Below are 20,323 nucleotides of genomic sequence, written 5' to 3' on the forward strand. Positions count from 1 at the left end.
GCCCCAGATCACCCTGACCGCTCGAACGGTGCATCCCCAGCTCCCTGGCTACATCACCAGAGAATCAAGCTTCGAGCCCTTATGCAAAGGTCTCCTCTGGGGGAAGTGGCCCGGAGGGCCGAAGGGGGCTCGTAGGGCGCGGGATTCCGGTGGGCTTCAGCCCCCGCCGTCACGCTGCGCGCGCCGGCCCGCCCCCAGAGGGGGCGGAAACGAAACGCGGCCGTGCTCGGCAGAGCACGGCCGCGAGTCTCGCGAGCCAGGAAGGGGGGCGGAAAGCGGCTCAGCGATACTGTTGAAGTCTCGTGGTCCGCAGACCGGCCAGCCCATGCCGGTCGATCGACTGCTGCCAGGTGAGGAATTCCTCATTGGTCAGCCGGTATCGCTCACAGGCGTCGTCCAGGGACAGAAGCCCGCCTCGTACCGCCGCCACCACCTCGGCCTTGCGCCGGATGACCCAGCGTTCGGTGTTGGCGGGCGGCAGGTCGGACAGCGTGAGCGGCGCGCCGGTCGGTCCGATCACGTACTTCTCGCCTCTGCTGTTCGTGCGCTGCTGTTGAAGCATGGCCTTAAGCCTCTCTCACCACCGTTGTTGACGCTGACAGTAGCCGTCCGGCGATAACATCCAGTGAATCGCGATAGTAAAGAGAAAGGTAACCAATCATTTCCTTCCTCCAGCCCCAGGTGTTTCAAGTTGATACAAAGCTCTTAAGACGCCTTAACGGCTGTTATCAGCGCTTAATGTTGAGGAGTTCTTCAAGCATCTGATCCGCTGTAGTGATGATCTTGGAAGATGCTGAGTAGGCCCGCTGAGTAGTAATCAGACCAGTGAACTCGCTGGACAGATCAACGGTCGAGGCTTCCAGGCTGGACGGGGCGATAAGACCCGCGCCGCCTTCGCCGGCCGACTTCAGATTGTAGGTTCCGCTGCCCTGGCTTACCCGGAATGAGTTGCCGTTGACTGACTTCAGCCCGTCTGGATTGGCGAAGGTGGCGATGGCAACCTGGGCGATCTTGCGGGTGATGCCGTTGTCGAAGATGGCGGTGACGAAGCCTTTGTCGTCCACTTCGATGTTGGTCAAGTTGCCGAAGGCCGTGCCGTTAGTGGTCACCGCCTGCAGCACCGACTGGCTGTCGTACTGGGTCAGGCCCCCGGCCCCGCCGCCCAGGTCCAGGCGGATGTCCTGGCCGTCGACGCCCAGGCCCGTGGCCCATTTCACTTCGCCGGCGGCCGGCGCGGCGCCCAGCGAGTCGCCGAAGCTGAGGATGGGGTTGTCGGGGTCGGGGAACAGGGTGGTGGCGGCGGCGTCCAGCCGGCCGTCCGAGGTGAAGGCGATGATGCCGGTCTTGATCTGGCCGTTGGAAAGGCCCGCGCCCGTCTCGACATCGCTGGCCGGGACGGCGCGGATTTCGGCGTACCACTGGTTGGGGACGCTGCTCTTGAGCATGTCCAGCTGGATGGTGCGCTTGCCGCCCTTGGAGTCCGAAACCGGGACCTGCATGGAGAAGTCCGGCTTCACCCCGACGTTGGCGTCCGGGTCATACATGGCCATCGAGTTGGTGGCGGCGTTGTAGGCGCCGAGCTGGGCCGACTGGACCTGGCTGGACTGCAGGTTGGCGGTGATCGCCGCCCGGGTGGTCTTCTCGGCCGCGCCGCCGACATTGGCGACGTTGATGCTGCTGAGGCGGGTCAGGTCGGACGGGTCGGTGGTGATGACCCCGGCGTCGTCGACCAGCCAGCCTTGCAGATACTGGCCGGCGTCGTTCTTCAGATAGCCCAGGTTGTCGAGCGCGAAGGCGCCGGCCCGGGTGAACGAGCGGGCGTCGGCCGAGGTCAGGCCCTCGGGCTTGTCGGTGGTGACGAAGAAGCCCTGGCCCGAGATCGACATGTCGGTGGTGTTGGTCGACTGCTGGGACAGGCCCTGCTGGCTGATATAGGTCCGCGTCTTGGCCAGCACGCCGCCGGCCGCATAGGAGCTGGTGGCGCCGCGCGAGCTGACCAGGGTCGAGAAGTTGGCGGACGAGCGCTTGTAGCCAACGGTGTTGACGTTGGCGATGTTGTCCGAGATCGCCGCCAGGGCGGACGAGTTGGCCACAAGTCCGGAAACACCGGCGAGCATGGCGCTGTTGATGCTCATATCGAAAATCCTCTGCGAACGCGGGAAAGGGTGAGGGTTGAAGCGGCCGTCACGACAGGTTCGTCACGCTGACGATCTGGCTGACGGGGATCTTGGTCTTGCCGAGCGAGACGACGGTCGCGCCGTCCAGGGTCTCGACCCCGGTGGCGACGCCGCTGACATAGGGGGTGACGGCCACGGTCGAGCCGGTCGCGCTCTTGGCGGCGATCTTGACGGTGTAGGTCCCGCCGTCCGGCAGGGTGCGGCCGTCGGTGGTCTTGCCGTTCCAGGTGAAGTCGTGGCTGCCGCTGGCCAGGTTGGAGGCCGTCTCGCTGTAGACGGTCTGGCCGGCGGAATTGACGATGCTGATGGTGGCGTCCTGGGCGGCGCCGGCCAGGTCGTAGGACCAGCTGGCCTTGCCGTCCGCCAGGGTGGCGCTGTCGCTGGCCGCCTTGATCTGCTTGCCGATCAGGCCCACCGAACCGGAAAGCCCGCCATCCGACAGACCGATCAGCTTGGCCAGCAGGTCGTTGGTCATCAACTGCTGCTCGACCCCGGTCATCTGGACGATCTGCTGGGTGAACTGGTTGGAATCCAGCGGCGAGAGCGGGTCCTGGTTCTTCAGCTGGGTGGTCAGCAGCTTCAGGAAGGTCTCCTCGCTGTCGGCCAGCCGGCCCTTGCTGCTCGCCAGTTTGCTGGCGACCGAGGAGGCGGCGGTTGCGGTGGTGGCGTCGACCATGAGGAACCTCAGATACGGACGTCGACGCCGGAGGGCCGGCTGTCGAAGGGTGAGCGGGAAGCGGCGATCGGCGGCGCATCGGCCGTGGTCGTCGCCTGCAGGATGCGGTTGGGGCGGCGGTCCGGTTCGGCGAAGGTCTGCTTGCCGGCTTCGCCGCCCTGGCCGTTGAAGTTGAAGGACAGGCTGCCGTTGCCCAGGTCGAACCCGGCCTGCTCGAGCGCGGCGCGCAGTTCGCCGGCCCGGCCGCGCAGTTCGGCGGCGGCCGCGGCGGAGTCGAAGCTGAGGGCGGCGGTCATCTGGCCCTGGGCTCCGATCTCGACCTTGACGTCGACCTTGCCCAGGCCAACCGGGTCCAGGGCGATGTCGAAGCGGCTGGTGCGGGCCTCCAGCTTCTTGATGATCTGGGCGGCCAGCTTGGCCACCGTCTCCGGCGCACCGCGCGTGGCGACCGCCGAAGCCTGGGCCTGGATCATGTGGGCGATGCTGGGCTGGCCGGCGGCCGGCAGGCTGGCGGCGTCGGGAGCGCCTTGGTTGGAGGCGGCCTGGCCTTCAGGCGAATCCGGCTGGCCCCGGTCGGCGCTGTCGCCGCTGGCGCCGCCACTGCCGGCCTGGGCGGCCAGGACGGCGGCGGCGGTCTGGGTGGGCGTGGCCTGGGCCAGAATCTGCGGCCCGTCGGCCTTGGGCGCGGCGGCCTGGGCCGGAATGTGATTAGCCGGGGCGATAGGCGCGCGGTCCGGCTTGGGCGTCTGGGCGGCGACCACAGCCTGAGCTTCAGCCGGCGGCGTGACCACGGCCGCTACCGCGGGCGCCGCTTCGGCCGGGGCGGCCGGAACAACAGGCGGGGCGGGCGGCGCGACCGACTTGAGCTCGGCGAGCGGCGCGGCGGGCGCCTCGACCTTGGCTGTCTGAGCGGCGGGTGCGGCGGCTTTGGGCGGGATCGCCGGCTGGACCAGCGGCGGCAGATCGGCAGCGGCGAGTTGCAGGGCGGCGTTGGCGGGCGTCGTCGGGGTCGGAGCGGCGTCCGTCGGTGCGGCGTCAGCGGCGGGCGCGGTCGCGTTCGCCGCCGTGGGCTGGGCGGCGGAGGCCAGCGTTCTGTCTTTCATTGCGAGCAGCAGATCGGCGGGCAGGGTCTTGGGCGCCGTGGGGCTGGTCAGCGACGACGTCGTTTCCGACGCCGTTGGCGTTGTGGCCGGCGGCGTTCCAACCGGGACCTGGGCCAGCAGGGCGGCAAGCTGCGCCTGCAGGGCGGTCAGGTCGGTGGTCGCGGCGGTGTCTTCGGTCTTGGCCTGATCGCTCTGGGCCTGGTCGGCCTGGGCGTCAGTCGCAACCTTCCCCGGGACGGCGGGCGTCACGCCGGCGGTCGGGAACAGCGCCGCCAGCAGCGCCTCGAAGCCGACCAGCGGTGTCTGCGCTCCGGCCGCACGGCCGAACAGGCCACCGGCCGCCTGGGCGGCGGGGTTGGCGGTCACAGCCGGATTGACGACGGGCGCGCTCATGGATGGCGGTCGAGCCTTCTTGGTGGGGATGGCGGCGCCTACTGCGCACGGATCGTTCCACCCCTCCCCAGCAACCAATGCGCCACTTGCCGGGCCAGCCGCCAAGCCTATGAAAACCAAAGGAAAAATGAGCCCGTTAATCCCCCGGTAGGGATCGGCGATGGACGAAATTGCCGGGCCATGCGGGGTCGCAGGGCCCAAGCCTGCCCATCTTGGGCGCCGCTTCCGGCCTGGCGCCCCGACTGGCGCCGTCCTTGCGATATGACTTGCGAGTACGCCGGTGCGCCAGAAGGCGCGCCATAAGAATCAAAGGGTTAGCGGAGCCAAGCCTTCCGCCGATCCGCCGCCGCCCGGCAGAATCGTCCGGGATGGGGGTGCGGCCTTGCCGGGTAAGGGTTCGACTTCATGTCGCTGAACACCATCCTGTCGGTGGGAACCAGTGGTCTTCTGACCGCTCAGACCGGCCTGCGGGTCGTTTCCGACAATATCTCCAACGCCAACACGCCCGGTTACGTCCGCAAGACGGTCAACCAGGTCTCGCTGGCCACCAATGGCATGGGGACCGGGGTCGGCGTCGCCGGCATCGACCGGGTCGCCAACAAATACCTGCAGTCGGCCAGCCTGGCCTCGGCCTCGGACGCCGGGGCGGCGGCGGTGCTGTCGCAGTATCTGGACAACGCCCAGGCCATGTTCGGCGACCCCAGCGGCGACAACAGCTATTTCAGCGGCCTGGACGACGTCTACACCGCCTTCTCCGGCGCCGCCGACTCGCCGGCCTCGCAGCTGCTGCGCTCGCAGGCGCTCAGCCGGGTGCAGACCTTCCTGTCCGACAGCGACCGCATCACCGCCTCGCTCGGCACGCTGGCCAAGCAGGCCGACACCCAGATCGCCGCCGATGTCGACAGCGCCAACGACCTTTTGAAGCAGATCGCCAGCCTCAACGCCGACATCGCCCGCTCCAAGTCGATGGGCGGCGACGCCAGCGGTTCGGAAAACATCCAGAGCGGCCTGGTCGACCAGCTGGGCAAGCTGCTGGACATCCAGGTCAGCATGCGGGCCACCGGCGGGGTCAACCTGCGGGCCGGCGACGGCACCATCCTGGTCGGGACCGGGGTCGCCACCCTCTCTTATAACCGCACCGACAGCGGCGCGGGGGCGATCCAGGTGACCGCCCTGGACAGCACGGTGCCGGCCATCACCGCCCGGATCAGCGGCGGCGAGATCAAGGGCCTGCTGGATCTGCGCAATACCGAACTGCCCGGCATGTCGGCCCAGCTGGGCGAATTCGTCAGCCAGGCGGTCGAGGAGCTCAACCGGGCCCACAACGCCGCCTCTTCCGTCCCGGCCCCGGCCTCACTGACCGGCAAGGATATCGGCCTGGATCTGCCCACCGCCGTCAGCGGCTTTACCGGGACCACCACGGTGGCCCTGGTCAGCGGCGCCGGCCTGCTGCAGCACAAGATCGCCATCGACTTCACCGCCGGGACCATGTCGCTGGACGGCGGCGGGGCGGCGGCCTTCACCCCGGCCAGCTTCCTGGCCACGCTGAACGGCCAGCTTGGGGCCAACGGCTCGGCCAGCTTCACGGGCGGCGCGCTGACCATCTCGGCGACGGGCGGCGCGGGCGTGGTCATCGCCGACGACCCGACCACCCCGTCCCTGAAGGCCAGCCAGGGCTTCTCCCAGTTCTTCGGGATGAACGACCTGATCAACTCCACCGGCTACAGCTACGTGACCGGCCTTCGGACCAGCGACCCGCACGGCTTCACGCCGGGCGACCAGATCAAGCTGCGCCTGACCGACGCCAATGGCGCCCGCCTGCGCGACGTGCCGGTCACCGTTCCCGCCGCCGGGACCATGCAGAACCTGCTGGACACCCTGAACGATCCCACCACCGGGGTTGGCCTCTACGGCGCCTTCGCGCTGGACCCCGACGGCCGGATGGCCTTCACCGCCAACACCGGCTCGGGCGTCGCGTTGTCGGTGCTGTCGGACGACACCGAGCGCGGCGTCGGCGGTCCCTCGATGACCGCCCTGTTCGGCATCGGCGCCGCCGAGCGTGGCGGTCGCGCCTCGCGCTACACCCTGGACCCCTCGATCACCGGCAATCCCAACCTGCTGGCCATGGCCAAGCTGGATCCGACTGCGGCGGTGGGGGTCTCGGTCCTGGCCCTGGGCGACGGGCGCGGCGGGGTCGGGCTGGCCCAGGCGGGCGAGACCACCACCAACTTCTCGTCCGCCGGCGGCTTTGGCGCGGTCTCGATGACCGTCTCGCGCTACGCCTCCGAATTTGGCGGCCATATCGGCCGCAAGGCCGATAACGCCGACACCGCCTTGCGCTCCGCCCAGGCGGTCAAGGACGAGGCCGACGCCCGCCGCCAGTCGGTGGAGGGGGTCAATCTCGACGAGGAACTGGTCAACATGACCACCTACCAACAGGCCTTTAACGCTTCGGCGCGCGTGATCACCGCGGCGAAGGACATGTACGACGTCCTGCTGGCGATGCTTTAGGAACCTAGAACGCCATGAACCGCGTCTCCACCTCCGGCAACTACTCCGCGCTGCTCAACAACCTGATGGCCGCCCAGCAGCGGCAGGTCGAGGCCGGCAACCAGGTCTCCAGCGAGCGCAAGGCCTCCGATCTCAAGGGCTATGCCCGCGACGCCGAAACCCTGACGGCGGTGCGCAGCATGAGGAACCGGGTCGACGGTTTCCTCGACCAGACCCAGATCCTGGTCTCGCGGCTTTCCATGCAGGACAACGCCATGGGCCAGGTCAGCGACGCGGCCCAGTCGGCCCGGGACGCGATCGCCAACGCCCTGGCCACCGGCAGCGGCTCGACCCTGATGCAGGAACTGCAGCTGGCCTTCACCAACACCGTCCAGGGGCTGAACACCAAGTTCCAGGGCGAATACCTGTTCGCCGGCGGCCAGGTGAACACCGCGGCCACCTCGGCGGGCAGCCTGTCGGACCTCACCGCCGCCCCGACCACCGCCAGCCTGTTCCAGAACGATCAGTTCAAGACCTCCAACCGGCTGGACGAATCCACCACCCTGCAGACCGGCTTTCTGGCCTCGGACGTCGGCGGGCCGCTGTTCGACGCCTTCAAGACTGTGCAGGCCTATTCGGAAACCCCGGCCGGCAATTTCGGCGGCTCGCTGACCGACGCTCAGAAGTCGTTCCTGGAGGGGGTGCTGGCGGGCTTCGACACGGTCCACAACAATCTGATCAACACCAACGCCCGGAACGGCCTGCTGCAGAGCCAGGTCGACAACGCCCGCCAGGACCTTTCCACCCGCAAGGATGCGCTGGAGGAAAGCTTCGGCGACCTGACCAATGTCGACATGGCCGCCGCCCTGACCCGCCTGCAGCAGGCCCAGACCTCGGTGCAGGCCGCGGCCCAGGTTTTCCAGGGGCTGAAGGACGCCTCGCTGCTCAACTATCTGCGATAGCTCGCAATTTGGGGCCGCAGCCTCTACATAGCGGCCTGCAATGACGACCACCCTGATCGATCCAGTCGACGCCGTGCGCGACGCCGTGGGCCTGCCCGCCGGCGCCCGCATCGTCGCGGCCATGTCCGGCGGGGTGGATTCCACGGTGACCGCCGCCCTGCTGGCCCGGGCCGGCTATGATGTGGTCGGGGTCACCCTGCAGCTCTACGACCACGGCGCGGCGGTGCAGAAGAAGGGCGCCTGCTGCGCCGGCCAGGACATCCTGGACGCCCGCCAGGCCGCCGAGGCCATCGGCATTCCGCACTACGTCCTCGACTACGAAAGCCGCTTCAAGCAGCAGGTCATCGAGGACTTCGCCGACGCCTATCTGCGCGGCGAGACGCCGATCCCCTGCATCCGCTGCAATCAAACCGTGAAGTTCCGCGACCTGCTGGACGTGGCTCGCGACCTCGGCGCCGTGGCCATGGCGACCGGGCATTACGTGCGCCGCGAACTCGGCCCCGCCGGCCCGCAGCTGCACCGCGCCGCCGACCCGGCCCGCGACCAGAGCTGGTTCCTGTTCGCCACCACGCCGCAGCAGCTCGACTACCTGCGCTTTCCGCTGGGCGGCCTGCCCAAGCCGGAGGTGCGCCGCGTCGCCGCCGAGTTGGGCCTGGCCATCGCCGACAAGCCCGACAGCCAGGACATCTGCTTCGTCCCCGAAGGCCGCTACACCACCATCATCGACCGCCTGCGCCCGCATGGCGCCGAGCCGGGCGACATCGTCCACCTGGACGGCCGGGTTCTGGGCCGGCACGAGGGCGTCACCCGCTACACCGTCGGCCAGCGCCGGGGGCTGAACGTGGCGGTGGGCGATCCGCTGTTCGTGGTCCGCATCGACGCCGACAAGCGCCAGGTGATCGTGGGGCCGCGCGAGGCGTTGCTGACGCGGGCGCTGACGCTGAAGGAAGAAAACTGGCTGGGCGAGGGAACGCTTGCCGAGGCCTGCGCCGCCGGCCGGCGCGTGCTGGCCCGCGTCCGCTCGACCCGGGAACCGGCGCCGGGGCGGCTGGCTGTGGTGGATGGTGTGTCGGGGGTCGAGTTCGATACGCCGGAGGAAGGCGTCGCGCCTGGGCAGGCCTGCGTGCTCTACGCGCCGGAAGACGCCAGTCGCGTGCTGGGCGGCGGGTTCATCGAACGGACGGTGCGGGCCGAACTGTAGCGGCTTATTTCGGTGACAGTTTACTTTATTCGCCCTTGGATCGCCGGGCGAGCGGAGTGGGCTCAGAGCGAATAAAGCAAACTGTCACCGAAATTACCCTGCCGGGAATGCCGTCAGCGGGTTTAGCCCGCGGCCTTGACCAACGCCTCGCCAACCGTCGGGGCGTTCAGGTCCTGGTCGATCCGGCGGATGTCGCGCTCTCCGGGCTCCTCGCCACAGGTCCCGCAGACCACCTTCGGCCGATAGGGATGGCCGTCGTGGACGAACGCGAACGGCCCCTTGCCCTCGCCGTAGACGTGGATCTCACCCCAGTCGGCCATGGTCAGCAGCACGGCCCGCAGCGCCCGGCCCTTGGGGGTCAGCAGGTATTCCTTGCGGGGCGGATGCTGCGAATAGAGCTGGGTCTCCATGACCCCATGGGCGACCAGGCTCTTGAGCCGGGCGGCCAGCACGTTGCGGGCGACGCCCAGCCGTTCCTGCCATTGCTCGAAGCGCTTGATGCCCGAGAAGGCGTCGCGCAGGATCAGCAGCGTCCAGGGATCGCCGACGACCTCGAGGGTGGCGGCGATGGCGCAGCGTTGGTGGCTGTAGTCGGCGGTGCGTCCCATGGGGCCTCAAGGTGAGCCTTCCCCTTACGGAAGGCAAGGGGGTTTCTATTGCAGACGGACGGGTCGCCTATTCCGACGGCGCCGGCTGCGGCTGGTCCGGTTGTTTCTTGGCCTTGGCGTCGGCTTTCGCCTTGGCCGCCGCGGCCTGGCGCTCGGCCTGAGCCTGCTGCTGGGCCTGGCGCTGAGCCTGGGCGGCGGCCTGCTTCTGGGCGACAGCTGCCTGCTGGGCCAGCCGAGCCTCCGCCTGACGCGCGGCGACAGCCTGTTGCTGCTGTTGCTGCTGGGCCTGGCGCTGAGCCTGCCGCTGGGCGATTTCGGCCTGTTTCTGGGCGGCGGCGGCCTGACGGGCCTTCTGCGCCTCGGCCTGGCGGGCGGCGACCGCCTGCTGCTGCTGTTGCTGCTGCGCCTGCTGCTTCTGAGCCAGGGCCGCTTGCCGCGCCTTCTGCGCCTCGGCCTGACGCGTGGCGGCGGCCTGCTGCTGTTGCTGGAGTTGCTGCTGCTTCACAGCCAGTGCGGCCTGCCGCGCCTTGGCCGCTTCCGCCTGACGGTCGGCCACAGCCTGCTGCTGGGCCTGCTGCTGCGCCTGGCGAAGCTTCTGCGCCTCGGCCTGACGGGCGGCGGCGGCCTGCTGCAGTTGAAGCTGCTGTTGCTGCTTCTGAGCCTGGACGGCCTGCTGGCGTTGGGCCTGGCCGGCGCGGACGGCGTCCTGGCGCTGGGCCTGGGCGGCCTGGCGTTCGGCCTTCACCTTGGCCAGGGCGGCCTGGCGGGCGGCGTCGTTGTCCCGCAGGGCGGCCAGGCGCTCGGCCCGGATGCGGTCCTGCAGGCCCTGGCGGGCCCGGGCTTCGGCGTCGGCCTGGGCCAGCTGCTGACCACGGCTGGCGGCCTCAGCCTGTTCCTGGCGGACAGCCTCGGCCTCGCGGCGGGCGGCCCAGTCACGGCGCTGGGCCTGGTCCTGCTGCAGCTGCCCCTGGCGGCGGTCGCGCCAGGTCTGGGCCTGAACCTCCCGGCGCTGGCCGCGCAGGGCCGCCTCGCGCAGGGCCCGGCCCTGCCTCAGATAACGGCCGGCGTCGGGCGCGCGGCGATCATAGTCGCGCCGGTCCAGGACGCGGCCCCGGCTGTCATAGACAACCGCCAGCCCGCCCCGGTCATAGCCGTAGCCATAGTCCGGATCGCGGATGAAGTAGGGCTCATCGTAGCCCGGCTCGTAATAGTAGTAGCGGGGCCGACCGTCCGACAGCCATTCGACCACCCGCAGCACCTGGCCATCGCGCACCCAGGCGTCGGGGGCCTCGTCGCCATAGTCGAAGCCGTAGGCGGGCGGCTCGTCGTAATAGATCTCGTTGGTCTCCTGCGAGCGGTCCCAATAGTAGTCGGGGGCGCGGCTGGAGGTGCGCACGATCGGGGCCGGCGGCGCGGCGGGCAGCTGGTCCAGGGTCGGGGCCGGCGCGGCCTGCGGCAGGACATAGGGATCGTTGGCGGCCTGGGTCGGGGCCTGATTGCAGGCGGCCAGGCTCAAAGCGGCGAAGGCGGCCCCCGTCAGCAGCAAGACTCTCATCGGTCCGGTCCTTTTTACGCACTGTCCGGTTCACAACGCGTGAGACCCGGACTTGTCCCACAGCGTGACAGGCGCCAGATGAGCCTTACCTGAACGAGGAGTTTCCCATGTCGTCAGATCCGGTCGTCATCGCCAGCTACGCCAGAACGCCCATGGGCGGCTTCCAGGGCGCCCTTTCCGGGGTGAAAGCCACGGAGCTGGGGGCCACGGCGGTCCGGGCGGCCCTCGAGCGGGCGGGCGTCGATGGCGACAAGGTCGAGCAGATCTTCATGGGCTGCGTGCTGCCGGCCGGTCTGGGCCAGGCCCCGGCCCGCCAGGCGGCGCTGGGCGCGGGCCTGCCGATCTCGGTCGAGGCCACCACCGTCAACAAGATGTGCGGCAGCGGCATGCAGGCGGCCATCATGGCCCATGACGCCCTGGCCGCCGGCACGGCCGACATCATCGTGGCGGGCGGCATGGAGAGCATGACCGGCGCCCCCTACCTGATGACCAAGCACCGGGGCGGGGCCCGCATCGGCCACGATGTCATCAGCGACAGCATGTATCTGGACGGGCTGGAAGACGCCTACACCCCCGGCAAGCTGATGGGAGCCTTTGCCGAGGACAGCGCCCGCACCTACCAGTTCACCCGCGAGGACCAGGACGCCTACGCCATCGAGAGCCTGCGCCGCGCCGTAGCGGCCATCGAGAGCGGAGCCTTCGAGGCCGAGATCACCCCGGTCACCGTCAAGACCCGCAAGGGCGAGGAGGTGGTCAGCCGCGACGAGCAGCCGCTGAAGGCCGACCCCAGCAAGATCCCGACCCTCAAGCCAGCCTTCAGCAAGGACGGCACCATCACCGCCGCCAACGCCTCCTCGATCAGCGACGGGGCGGCCGCCCTGGTGCTGACCCGCGAGTCGGTGGCCAAGGCCCTGGGCCTGCCCATCGTCGCCCGCATCGTCGCCCATGCCGCCCACGCCCATGAGCCGGGCCTGTTCACCACCGCCCCGGTCCCGGCGATGCGGAAGGCGCTAAAGAAGGCCGGCTGGAGCGTCGAGGACGTCGACCTGTTCGAGGTCAACGAGGCCTTCGCCGTGGTGGCGATGATCGCCGCCCGCGAGCTGGGCATCCCGCGCGAGAAGCTGAACGTCAACGGCGGCGCCACGGCGTTGGGCCACCCGATCGGCGCGTCCGGCGCCCGCATCCTGGCCACCCTGCTGTCGGCGCTGAAGGCCAGCGGCGGCAGGAAGGGCCTGGCCAGCCTGTGCATCGGCGGCGGCGAGGCCACGGCCATGGCGGTGGAGCTGGTCTGAAAGCGCCACCGCCGCCGGGCGCCCCTAAGGCTTGGGCCGGCCGTCGGCGCCGATGGTGATGGTGCGGCCCGCCATGGTGATCTGCTTGTCGCCCGGCGACATCCCGGACGGGCAGTCGCCCAGGCGGGTGGCGTCGATGACGGTCTTGCCGGTCTTGGTGACGCCATCGCGGCTCATGGTGGAGTCCAGGCTGACCGTGTAGTGGCTGGAGAAGTCGCCCCGCACCTTGCCATCGGTGGCGATGTGGGTTCCCTGAATGTCGCAGACCGAGCGGAAGTCCATCCCGCCGTCCACCCGGTTCCAGTGGTTCTCGCTGCAGTCTTTCTTGGTGAACTGCTGGCCATAGGCCGCGCCTTCGCCCTGCACGGCCGGGTCGATACAGGCCTTGGCGGACAGGCCCTTGGGCGCGCCCTCGACATCCATCTTCATTTCCCAGAGGCCCGCCAGCACCTTCGGCGGGGCGGCGTCGCCCGTCGGAGCCATCATGGTCGGGGCGGCCGGCTTGGCGTCGGGCGATCCCCCAGCGGCCTTGTCGGGGCCGGGCTTGCAGGCGCTAAGGGCCAGGACGCAGGCCGCGGCGGTGGTGAGAACCAGGGGGCGCATGTCTTCAAACTCCTGAGATTTCCCTTGAACAAGGGTGGAAAGCTGAGTCCCGACAGCCCTATCTTGCCCCATGACTGCGATCACAGACAACGCCGCAAAGCACCGATATGAGTTGGTCGAGCAGGGCCAGACCGCCTATGCCGATTATCGCCTCGCCGAAGACCGGCTCTTTATCGACTATGTTTTCTCGCCGCCCGCTCTGCGAGGAGCCGGCACGGCCGGGCGGCTGATGGCCGGCCTGGCCGCCGACGCCCGCGCGCGGGGCCTGAAGATCACCCCCATTTGTGGCTATGCGGCAGCCTGGCTTTCACGGCATCCTGACTTTGCGGACCTGACGGGCTGAGGGGGACATCCCTCCGGCGGGAACCGTGGCAAGCGGCCGCAAGGCCCCAGCGGAGTGGGATTGACCATGAAGAATCTTGTTTTGGCCGTGGTGGCGGCCGCGACCCTGACGCTCGGCGGTGCCGGCCACGCCCAGGCCGCCCCGACCTATCTCAGCGACTGGGCGCCGGACGACATGAAGTCGATCCTCAAGGAGGTCGACGCCAAGGTTGTCGATGAGGGCAAGAACGACGAGGGCGAGCCCTATATCAACGCCGAATCCTCGGCCGGCCTGAAGTTCACCATCTATGGCACCGCCTGCGATGTGGGCCCGACCAAGCGCTGCCGTGGCGCAGAGGTTTCGACCACCTACACCCTCGAGTCCGACGAAGCGGTTGCGGCCAAGGTCAAGTCGCTGGACTATGTGGCGGTGACCATCATGAACGATGGCGACAAGACCCTGAACGTCCACCGCTATCTGATCTTCGACTACGGAATCTCGCGCGAGAACGTCAAACTCAACCTGACGGTCTTCCTGTCGATCGCCGAGAAGATCTGGGACGACCTGTAAGCCAGGAAGGAACGCCTCATGCGCTATCGTCGGCTGGGCGCCAGCGATCTCTCCGTTTCCGAGATTTCGCTGGGATCGTGGCTGACCTTCGGCGTCGGGGTCGAGCGGGATGCCGCCAAGGCCTGTGTCGACCGGGCGTTCGACCTGGGGATCAACTTCATCGACACGGCCAATGTCTATGGCCGGGGCGCGGCCGAGGCCGTGCTGGGCGAGGACCTGGCCGGCCGGCCGCGGGGCAGCTACGTGCTGGCCACCAAGGTGTTCGGCCAGATGAGCGACACTGACCAGGGCCTGTCGGCCGCCCAGATCGAAAAGCAGCTGGACGCCTCGCTGAAGCGGCTGCGCACCGACTTCGTCGATCTCTACCAGTGCCACCGCTACGATACGAACACGCCGCTGGAAGAGACCATGGCGGCGCTCACGGCGGCGGTGAAGTCGGGCAAGGTGCGTTGGCTGGGCTTCTCGGAATGGAATCCGGAGCAGATTCAGGCGGCCATCGACATGGCGGGGGTCGAGCACTTCGTCTCCAGCCAGCCGCAGTACAGCCTGCTCTGGCGGCGGCCTGAGAAGGCGGTGATCCCGCTCTGCGCCGCCAACGGCGTCTCGCAGATCGTCTGGTCGCCGCTGGCCCAGGGGGTGCTGACCGGCAAATACGCCGTCGACGCGCCGCTGCCGACGGGCAGCCGCGGAGCCAGCGACTCCATGGGCGGGCCGATGAAGAACTGGCTGCGCCGCGACGTCCTGGTCGCCGTCGAGCAGCTCAAGCCGCTGGCGGCCGAGGCCGGCTGCAGCCTGGCCCAGTTCGCCCTGGCCTGGGTGCTCAGGGAGCCCAATGTCGCCTCGGCCATCGTCGGGGCCAGCAGGCCCAGCCAGCTCGACGACAACGCCAAGGCCTCGGGGCTGGTGGTGGATCCGGCCCTGTTCGCCAAGGCCGAGGCCATCGCGGACGCCATTCCGCGCGCCTGACCGCCCAAACCACGTCATCCTCGGCCTTGTGCCGAGGATCCCGCTGTCCGCTACAAGGGCAGCGGGCCGTCGAGCGCGGTCGATCAACGTCTCGATTTCCAGCGAGCTGAACGCGGGATCCTGGGCGCAGGGCCCAGGATGACGGTTGAGGGTGGGGCGGACTCGAACAATCGTTTGGCGCCCGCGCTTTCCCAATGGCAAGCTAGGCCCGGAGAGGAAACGCCCCATGACCGATATGCCCAACAGCCGCGACCGTGACCTGCGCCGCCGGGCCGAAGCCGTCATTCCGGGCGGCATGTATGGCCACCAGTCGGTCGGCCTGCTGCCCGAGGACTATCCGCAGTATTTCGCGTCCGGCGAGGGCGCCCACCTGACCGATGTCGACGGCCGCCGCTACCTGGACCTGATGTGCGCCTACGGCCCCAACCTGTTCGGCTACGCCAACCCGCAGATCGATGCGGCCTATGTCCGCCAGCTGGAAAAGGGCGACGCCCTGACCGGACCGGGGCCGGCGATGGTCGAACTGGCCGAGGCCTTCGTGGCCATGGTCACCCACGCCGACTGGGCGATGTTCTGCAAGAACGGCACGGATGCCACCTCGATGGCCATGGTCACCGCCCGCGCCCACACGAAAAGGAAGACCCTGGTTCTGGCCAAGGGCGCCTATCACGGGGCCGCTCCCTGGTGCACGCCCCGCCCGACCGGCACCACGGCCGAGGACAAGGCCAACCAGGTCCACTGCGTCTACAACGACATCGCCAGCCTGGAGGCCGCCGTCGCCAAGGCCGGCGACGACATCGCCGCCATCTTTGCAGCGCCCTTCCGCCACGACGCCTTCATCGACCAGGCCGCCCCCGACCCGGCCTACGCCCGCCGGGCCCGCGAGCTGGCCGACCAGACGGGCGCCCTGCTGGTGGTCGATGACGTGCGCGGCGGGCTGCGCGTGGCCCGCGACTGTTCCTGGTCGAAGCTGGGCGTGCAGCCGGACCTGTCGACCTGGGGCAAGTGCATCGCCAACGGCCATCCGATCTCGGCCCTGCTGGGCAACGACAAATGCCGGGCGGCGGCGGCCTCGATCTATGTGACCGGCAGCTTCTGGTACGCCGGCGCCGCCATGGCCGCGTCGCTGGAGACGCTGAAGCTGGTCCGCGAGACCGACTATCTGGAGCGGATCGAGGCCCTGGGCGACAAGCTGCGCGATGGCCTGGCCGAGCGCGCTCAGGCCGCCGGTTTCGGCTTCCGCCAGACCGGCCCGGTGACCATGCCGCTCTTCCTGTTCGACGACGACAGGGACCTGCGCAAGGGCTTCTGCTGGTCCAGCGCCATGCTGGAGCGCGGCGTCTACGTGCACCCCTGGCACAACATGTTCCTCTGCGCGGCGATGACCGAGGCGGATATCGACGCGGCGCTCGACGCCGCCGAGGGGGCCTTCAAGGTGCTGAAGCGCGAGGCGCCGACCCTGGGGCCGGTGGAGAAGCTGGCCTTCCTCGCCGGCTGACAATTCAAGAAGAAAACGGGAGAGAACGCATGGCCTTCGCCGAATATGCCGACCACGACGGCCTGGGCCTCGCGGCCCTGGTCAAGAAGGGCGAGGTGACGCCCGCCGAACTGGTCGAGGCCTGCATCGAGCGGATCGAGAAGCACAACGGCGTGCTCAACGCCGTCGTCCACAAGGCCTATGACGAGGCCCGCAAGACCGCCGCCGGCGACCTGCCCGACGGCGCCTTCAAGGGCGTGCCCTTCCTGATCAAGGACCTGGGGATGCAGGTGAAGGGCTGGCCGCGCAGCTCCGGCAGCCTGTTCGCCCAGGTGCCGGCCGACACCGAGGACAACGAGCTGACCCGCCGCTATCGGGCCAGCGGCGTAGTGCTGGTCGGCAAGACCAACACGCCGGAGTTCGGCATCCCCGGCGTCACCACGTCGCGGCGGCTGGGGGCCTGCTCCAACCCCTGGGACCCGACCCGCATCTCCGGCGGCTCGTCGGGCGGGGCGGCCAGCGCCACCGCCGCCGGCATCGTGCCCCTGGCCCATGCCAGCGACGGCCTGGGCAGCATCCGCATTCCCGCCGCCTGCTGCGGCCTGGTCGGGCTGAAGATCACCCGCGACCGCAATCCGCAGGGGCCCGAGGACAGCGACCGCGCCATCGGCTTCTCGGTCGACCATGTGGTCAGCCGCACCGTCCGCGACAGCGCCGCCATGCTGGACGCCACCGGCTATGCCGAGGCCGACAGCCCCTACGCCACCCCCGCCAAGGCCGGGCCGTATCTGGACGAGGTGTCGCGCTCACCCGGCAGGCTGCGCATCGCCTGGTCGTCCGAGACCGCCAACGGCAAACCGATCTCGCCGGAGGTGCAGGCCGCCCTGGAGAAGACCGCTCAGGCCCTGGCGGCGCTGGGCCACGAGGTGTTCGAACGGGGCCTGGGCATCGACTACCGCACCCTCTACCGCTCGCAGAGCCTGGTCGGGGCCGCCAACTTCGCCGCCGGCATGCAGCGCTGGGTTGAGAAGCTGGGCCGCGAACCGGCCGAGGGCGAGATCGAGGGCCTGGCCCGCCGCGCCTACGAAGGCGGCAAGCGCATCACTGGCCAGCAGGCCATGTATGGCTGGCAGCAGCTGCGGATCATGAACCGCCAGATCCTGCAGAGGTTCGAGGATATCGACGTCTACCTGACCCCGGTGCTGGGCACGACGCCGCCCAAGCACGAATTCCTCGACACCCTGACCGACGACCTGCGCGCCTTCGACAAGGCCCAGGCCCAGACCTTCCCCTTCACCCCGCCCTTCAACTTCACCGGCCAGCCCTCGCTGAGCCTGCCGCTGTGCGAGAGCGAGGACGGCCTGCCGATCGCCATGATGTTCACCGGCCGCTATGCCGACGAGGCGACGCTGTTCCGCCTGGCGGGGCAGCTGGAAAAGGAACTGCCCTGGGCCGGGCGGAAGCCGCAGGTTTGGAACTAACAACCTCAATCCTCCCCCGGAGGGGGAGGGGGACCGCCGCGAAGCGGTGGTGGAGGGGGTTTGAGCCTACATGCAGGCGTCAGGAAAGAACGCGGCCGATCGGCTGAGATTTGCTGGACCAAGGTGGATGTAGGGGCCGACCCCCTCCACCACGCCTTCGGCGCGGTCCCCCTCCCCCTCCGGGGGAGGATTTGATTAGAGAGGAACTTCACCATGAAAGCCGCCGTCTATTACGAAAACGGTCCCCCCTCGGTTCTGAAATACGAGGACGTTCCAGACCCCACCCTGCACCCCAAGGGCGTCATCATCCGCGTCGAGGCGGTCAGCATCGAGGGTGGCGACACCCTCAATCGCGGCCGGGGCGCCCTGGCCACGCGGCCGCACATCGTCGGTTACCAGGCGGCCGGTGAGATCGTCGCCGTCGGGGCCGAGGTCGAGCATCTGCGGATCGGCCAGAAGGTCACCACCGTCGACGGCTTCGGCAGCCACGCCGAGCTGCGGCCGGTTCCAGCGCGAAATTGCTGGGTCATTCCGGACGGCATGGATGTGCGCCAGGCCGCCGCCATTCCCGTGCCGTTCGGCACCGCCCACGACTGCCTGTTCGAGTTCGGCCGCCTGAAGGCCGGCGAGACGGTGCTGGTCCAGGCCGGGGCGTCCGGCGTCGGCATCGCCGCCATTCAGCTGGCCAAGCAGGCCGGGGCCCGGGTGCTGGCCACCGCCTCTTCGGACGAGCGGCTGGAAAAGCTCAAGCCCTATGGGATGGACGAGGGCATCAACTACGCTCGCGACGACGTCGCCAAGGCGGTGATGAAGCTGACCGACAACAAAGGGGTCAACCTGGTGGTCGACAGCGTCGGCGGCTCGACCCTGCAGGGATCGCTGAACAGCCTGGGCTATCGCGGCCGGGTGTCGATGGTGGGCGCGGCCGGGCGCGAGCCGATGGTCGTCGATGTCGGCGGGCTGATGGGCGGCAACCGCTCGCTCAGCGGCGTCTTCCTGGGCGCCGAGATCATGACCGACCGGGTTCATGACAACATCCAGCGGCTGATCGAGGACGTCGCCTCGGGCAGGCTCAAGGTCCTGCTCGACAGGAGCTTCCCGCTCAGCGAGGCGGCCGCCGCCCATGACTGGATCGAGAGCCGCCAGGCGGTCGGACGCGTCCTGCTGATTCCATGATCACGCTGGTCAGACCCGATCTGGACCACCTCGACCGCTATATCGAGGCGCTGGAGCGCGGCTGGTCGCCGGACAACATCCGGCTCAAGGTCGCCGCCGACGAGCAACTACAGCGGATCGCCGTGGACGCGCTCGGTTTCGTCAACGGCCTGGACGACCCCGAGGGCAAGCAGCCGCCGCTGAAGATGCCCGACGGCACGACGATGCGGCGGCTGCCGGGCTTCCACCGCTGGATCTGGGACGACGACTTCTGCGGCTCGATCAGCCTGCGCTGGGAGCCTGGGACCTCGGCCCTGCCACCGCACGTGCTGGGCCATATCGGCTATGCCGTGGTGCCGTGGAAGGAAGGCCGCGGCTACGCGACCGAGGCCCTGCGCCAGATATTGCCGATGGCCCGCGAGGCCGGGTTGGAGGAGGTCAGCCTGACCGCCAACCCTGGCAATCCGGCTTCGCACAGGGTGATCTACAAGAATGGCGGGACCCTGGTCGGGCCCTTCACCAAGCCGGACGTCTATGGCGGCGGCGAGGGCTGGCTGTTCAGGATTGGGCTCTAGTCAAACCACACCCAAATTCCCGCTCATCCCCGCGAAGGCGGGGACCCAGGCGTTTTTCGTTTCGGGCTTCCAGCCGCCGGGGCCCGTCAGAACGCTCGCAACAAGCAAAAAGCCTGGGTCCCCGCCTTCGCGGGGATGAGCGGAATTAAAAGTGTGCTCTAGCTGGCGGGCAGGGCGCCGTTCACCTGCACCAGGATCGCCTCGTCCATCGGGTGAAGCGTGAAAGCCCCGCCCTCGGCCTGAACCTTGCCGGCCCGCAGGGAAAGGCTGGCGCCGTCCACCTCGAAGGTGACGGCGGCGATGTTATCGCCGTCCATCTCGATCTGCAGGCCGCTGATCCGGCCGGTAGGCAGTTCGGTCAGGTCGCGGCGGCGGGACGTGGCGTCGGCGTCGAACTCTTCGGTGTCCTCCTCGCCGGCTTCCAGCAGGTAGAGGCCCCAGGTGTCGTCATCCTCGGCCGTCGCCAGGCCGAAGCCGCCGGCCGAGGTGGCGGCGTGGAGGTAGCTGAGCTGCAGCATCGGCACGCCCGGGTCGCTCCAGACGTGGCCGGCCGCACGTTCGTCGAAAGCCAGCTCAATGCCGCTCCAGGCCGTGACGGTATGACCGTTCAGGCCTTCCAGGGCCGCGGTCTGCATCGCCAGCCAGGCGGCCTTGATCTTGTTGTGCTTGGTGAGGCTGCCGCGACCGCCGCCCATGGGCTGTTCCTCGACGCTACTG

The 20,323-nt window shown here is 69.0% G+C and carries 19 protein-coding genes; 11 read left to right on the forward strand and 8 right to left on the reverse strand.

Annotated features, from left to right (window positions below; translation table 11 throughout):
• Positions 1-280 precede the first annotated feature (280 nt).
• The 4 genes from sciP to QO010_RS05525 all read right to left on the reverse strand — a co-directional run bounded on the left by sciP (position 281) and on the right by QO010_RS05525 (position 4,349).
• Entirely contained in the window at positions 281-562 is a 282-nt protein-coding gene (sciP, locus tag QO010_RS05510; RefSeq protein WP_307347096.1) for a CtrA inhibitor SciP, read from the reverse strand.
• Positions 563-728: 166 nt separating this feature from the next.
• On the reverse strand, positions 729-2,135 hold the full coding sequence (locus QO010_RS05515) for a flagellar hook-basal body complex protein (RefSeq protein WP_307347098.1): 1,407 nt from the start codon (positions 2,133-2,135) through the stop codon (positions 729-731).
• 49 nt (positions 2,136-2,184) lie between these two features.
• Positions 2,185-2,853, reverse strand: coding sequence for a flagellar hook assembly protein FlgD (locus QO010_RS05520; RefSeq protein ID WP_307347100.1), 669 nt, complete (start codon positions 2,851-2,853; stop codon positions 2,185-2,187).
• An 8-nt stretch (positions 2,854-2,861) separates the two neighbouring features.
• Positions 2,862-4,349: a flagellar hook-length control protein FliK gene (locus QO010_RS05525; protein WP_307347102.1), complete on the reverse strand. Its 1,488-nt coding sequence runs from the start codon at positions 4,347-4,349 to the stop codon at positions 2,862-2,864.
• A gap of 405 nt (positions 4,350-4,754) precedes the next feature.
• Between QO010_RS05525 and flgK the strand changes: the two genes are divergently transcribed.
• The 3 genes from flgK to mnmA are packed head-to-tail and all read left to right on the forward strand — an operon-like array spanning position 4,755 to position 9,002.
• Positions 4,755-6,860: a flagellar hook-associated protein FlgK gene (gene flgK / locus QO010_RS05530; protein ID WP_307347105.1), complete on the forward strand. Its 2,106-nt coding sequence runs from the start codon at positions 4,755-4,757 to the stop codon at positions 6,858-6,860.
• Positions 6,861-6,874: 14 nt separating this feature from the next.
• Positions 6,875-7,801 (forward strand): flagellin, encoded by a 927-nt coding sequence (locus tag QO010_RS05535; RefSeq protein WP_307347108.1) that lies wholly within the window; start codon positions 6,875-6,877, stop codon positions 7,799-7,801.
• Between the two features lie 40 nt (positions 7,802-7,841).
• A complete protein-coding gene (gene mnmA, locus QO010_RS05540; protein WP_307347111.1) occupies positions 7,842-9,002 on the forward strand; it encodes a tRNA 2-thiouridine(34) synthase MnmA in 1,161 nt (386 codons plus the stop codon).
• Between the two features lie 122 nt (positions 9,003-9,124).
• Here mnmA and QO010_RS05545 read toward each other — a convergent pair whose 3' ends face one another.
• Both QO010_RS05545 and QO010_RS05550 read right to left on the reverse strand, forming a co-directional pair.
• Positions 9,125-9,610, reverse strand: coding sequence for a winged helix-turn-helix transcriptional regulator (locus QO010_RS05545; protein ID WP_307347113.1), 486 nt, complete (start codon positions 9,608-9,610; stop codon positions 9,125-9,127).
• 67 nt (positions 9,611-9,677) lie between these two features.
• On the reverse strand, positions 9,678-11,165 hold the full coding sequence (locus QO010_RS05550) for a hypothetical protein (RefSeq protein WP_307347116.1): 1,488 nt from the start codon (positions 11,163-11,165) through the stop codon (positions 9,678-9,680).
• 107 nt (positions 11,166-11,272) lie between these two features.
• Here QO010_RS05550 and QO010_RS05555 point away from each other — a divergent pair, with 107 nt between their 5' ends.
• Positions 11,273-12,457: a thiolase family protein gene (locus QO010_RS05555; RefSeq protein ID WP_307347118.1), complete on the forward strand. Its 1,185-nt coding sequence runs from the start codon at positions 11,273-11,275 to the stop codon at positions 12,455-12,457.
• A 24-nt stretch (positions 12,458-12,481) separates the two neighbouring features.
• Here QO010_RS05555 and QO010_RS05560 read toward each other — a convergent pair whose 3' ends face one another.
• The gene (locus QO010_RS05560) at positions 12,482-13,060 is read right to left on the reverse strand and encodes a DUF3617 domain-containing protein (protein ID WP_307347120.1); all 579 of its coding nucleotides are present in this window, start codon (positions 13,058-13,060) and stop codon (positions 12,482-12,484) included.
• Between the two features lie 70 nt (positions 13,061-13,130).
• On the opposite strand from QO010_RS05560, the gene QO010_RS05565 reads away from it, so the two are divergent.
• From QO010_RS05565 to QO010_RS05595, 7 genes are all read left to right on the forward strand, one after another.
• Positions 13,131-13,403 carry a GNAT family N-acetyltransferase gene (locus QO010_RS05565; protein WP_307347122.1) on the forward strand — a complete coding sequence of 91 codons (273 nt, stop codon included), beginning with the start codon at positions 13,131-13,133 and terminating at the stop codon, positions 13,401-13,403.
• 66 nt (positions 13,404-13,469) lie between these two features.
• Entirely contained in the window at positions 13,470-13,952 is a 483-nt protein-coding gene (locus tag QO010_RS05570; protein WP_307347124.1) for a type III secretion system chaperone family protein, read from the forward strand.
• Between the two features lie 18 nt (positions 13,953-13,970).
• Positions 13,971-14,918 carry an aldo/keto reductase family protein gene (locus tag QO010_RS05575; RefSeq protein ID WP_307347126.1) on the forward strand — a complete coding sequence of 316 codons (948 nt, stop codon included), beginning with the start codon at positions 13,971-13,973 and terminating at the stop codon, positions 14,916-14,918.
• Positions 14,919-15,144: 226 nt separating this feature from the next.
• Positions 15,145-16,416 carry an aminotransferase class III-fold pyridoxal phosphate-dependent enzyme gene (locus QO010_RS05580; RefSeq protein ID WP_307347129.1) on the forward strand — a complete coding sequence of 424 codons (1,272 nt, stop codon included), beginning with the start codon at positions 15,145-15,147 and terminating at the stop codon, positions 16,414-16,416.
• A 29-nt stretch (positions 16,417-16,445) separates the two neighbouring features.
• Positions 16,446-17,876, forward strand: coding sequence for an amidase (locus QO010_RS05585; RefSeq protein WP_307347131.1), 1,431 nt, complete (start codon positions 16,446-16,448; stop codon positions 17,874-17,876).
• Positions 17,877-18,089: 213 nt separating this feature from the next.
• The gene (locus QO010_RS05590; protein ID WP_307347134.1) at positions 18,090-19,052 is read left to right on the forward strand and encodes a quinone oxidoreductase family protein; all 963 of its coding nucleotides are present in this window, start codon (positions 18,090-18,092) and stop codon (positions 19,050-19,052) included.
• Entirely contained in the window at positions 19,049-19,606 is a 558-nt protein-coding gene (locus QO010_RS05595) for a GNAT family N-acetyltransferase (RefSeq protein WP_307347136.1), read from the forward strand. Before QO010_RS05590 ends, QO010_RS05595 begins: the two co-directional genes overlap by 4 nt.
• A gap of 158 nt (positions 19,607-19,764) precedes the next feature.
• Here QO010_RS05595 and QO010_RS05600 read toward each other — a convergent pair whose 3' ends face one another.
• Positions 19,765-20,301, reverse strand: coding sequence for a hypothetical protein (locus tag QO010_RS05600; RefSeq protein ID WP_307347138.1), 537 nt, complete (start codon positions 20,299-20,301; stop codon positions 19,765-19,767).
• Positions 20,302-20,323 lie beyond the last annotated feature (22 nt).

Source organism: Caulobacter ginsengisoli, from assembly GCF_030814835.1.
GTDB classification, from domain to species: Bacteria; Pseudomonadota; Alphaproteobacteria; order Caulobacterales; family Caulobacteraceae; genus Caulobacter; species Caulobacter ginsengisoli.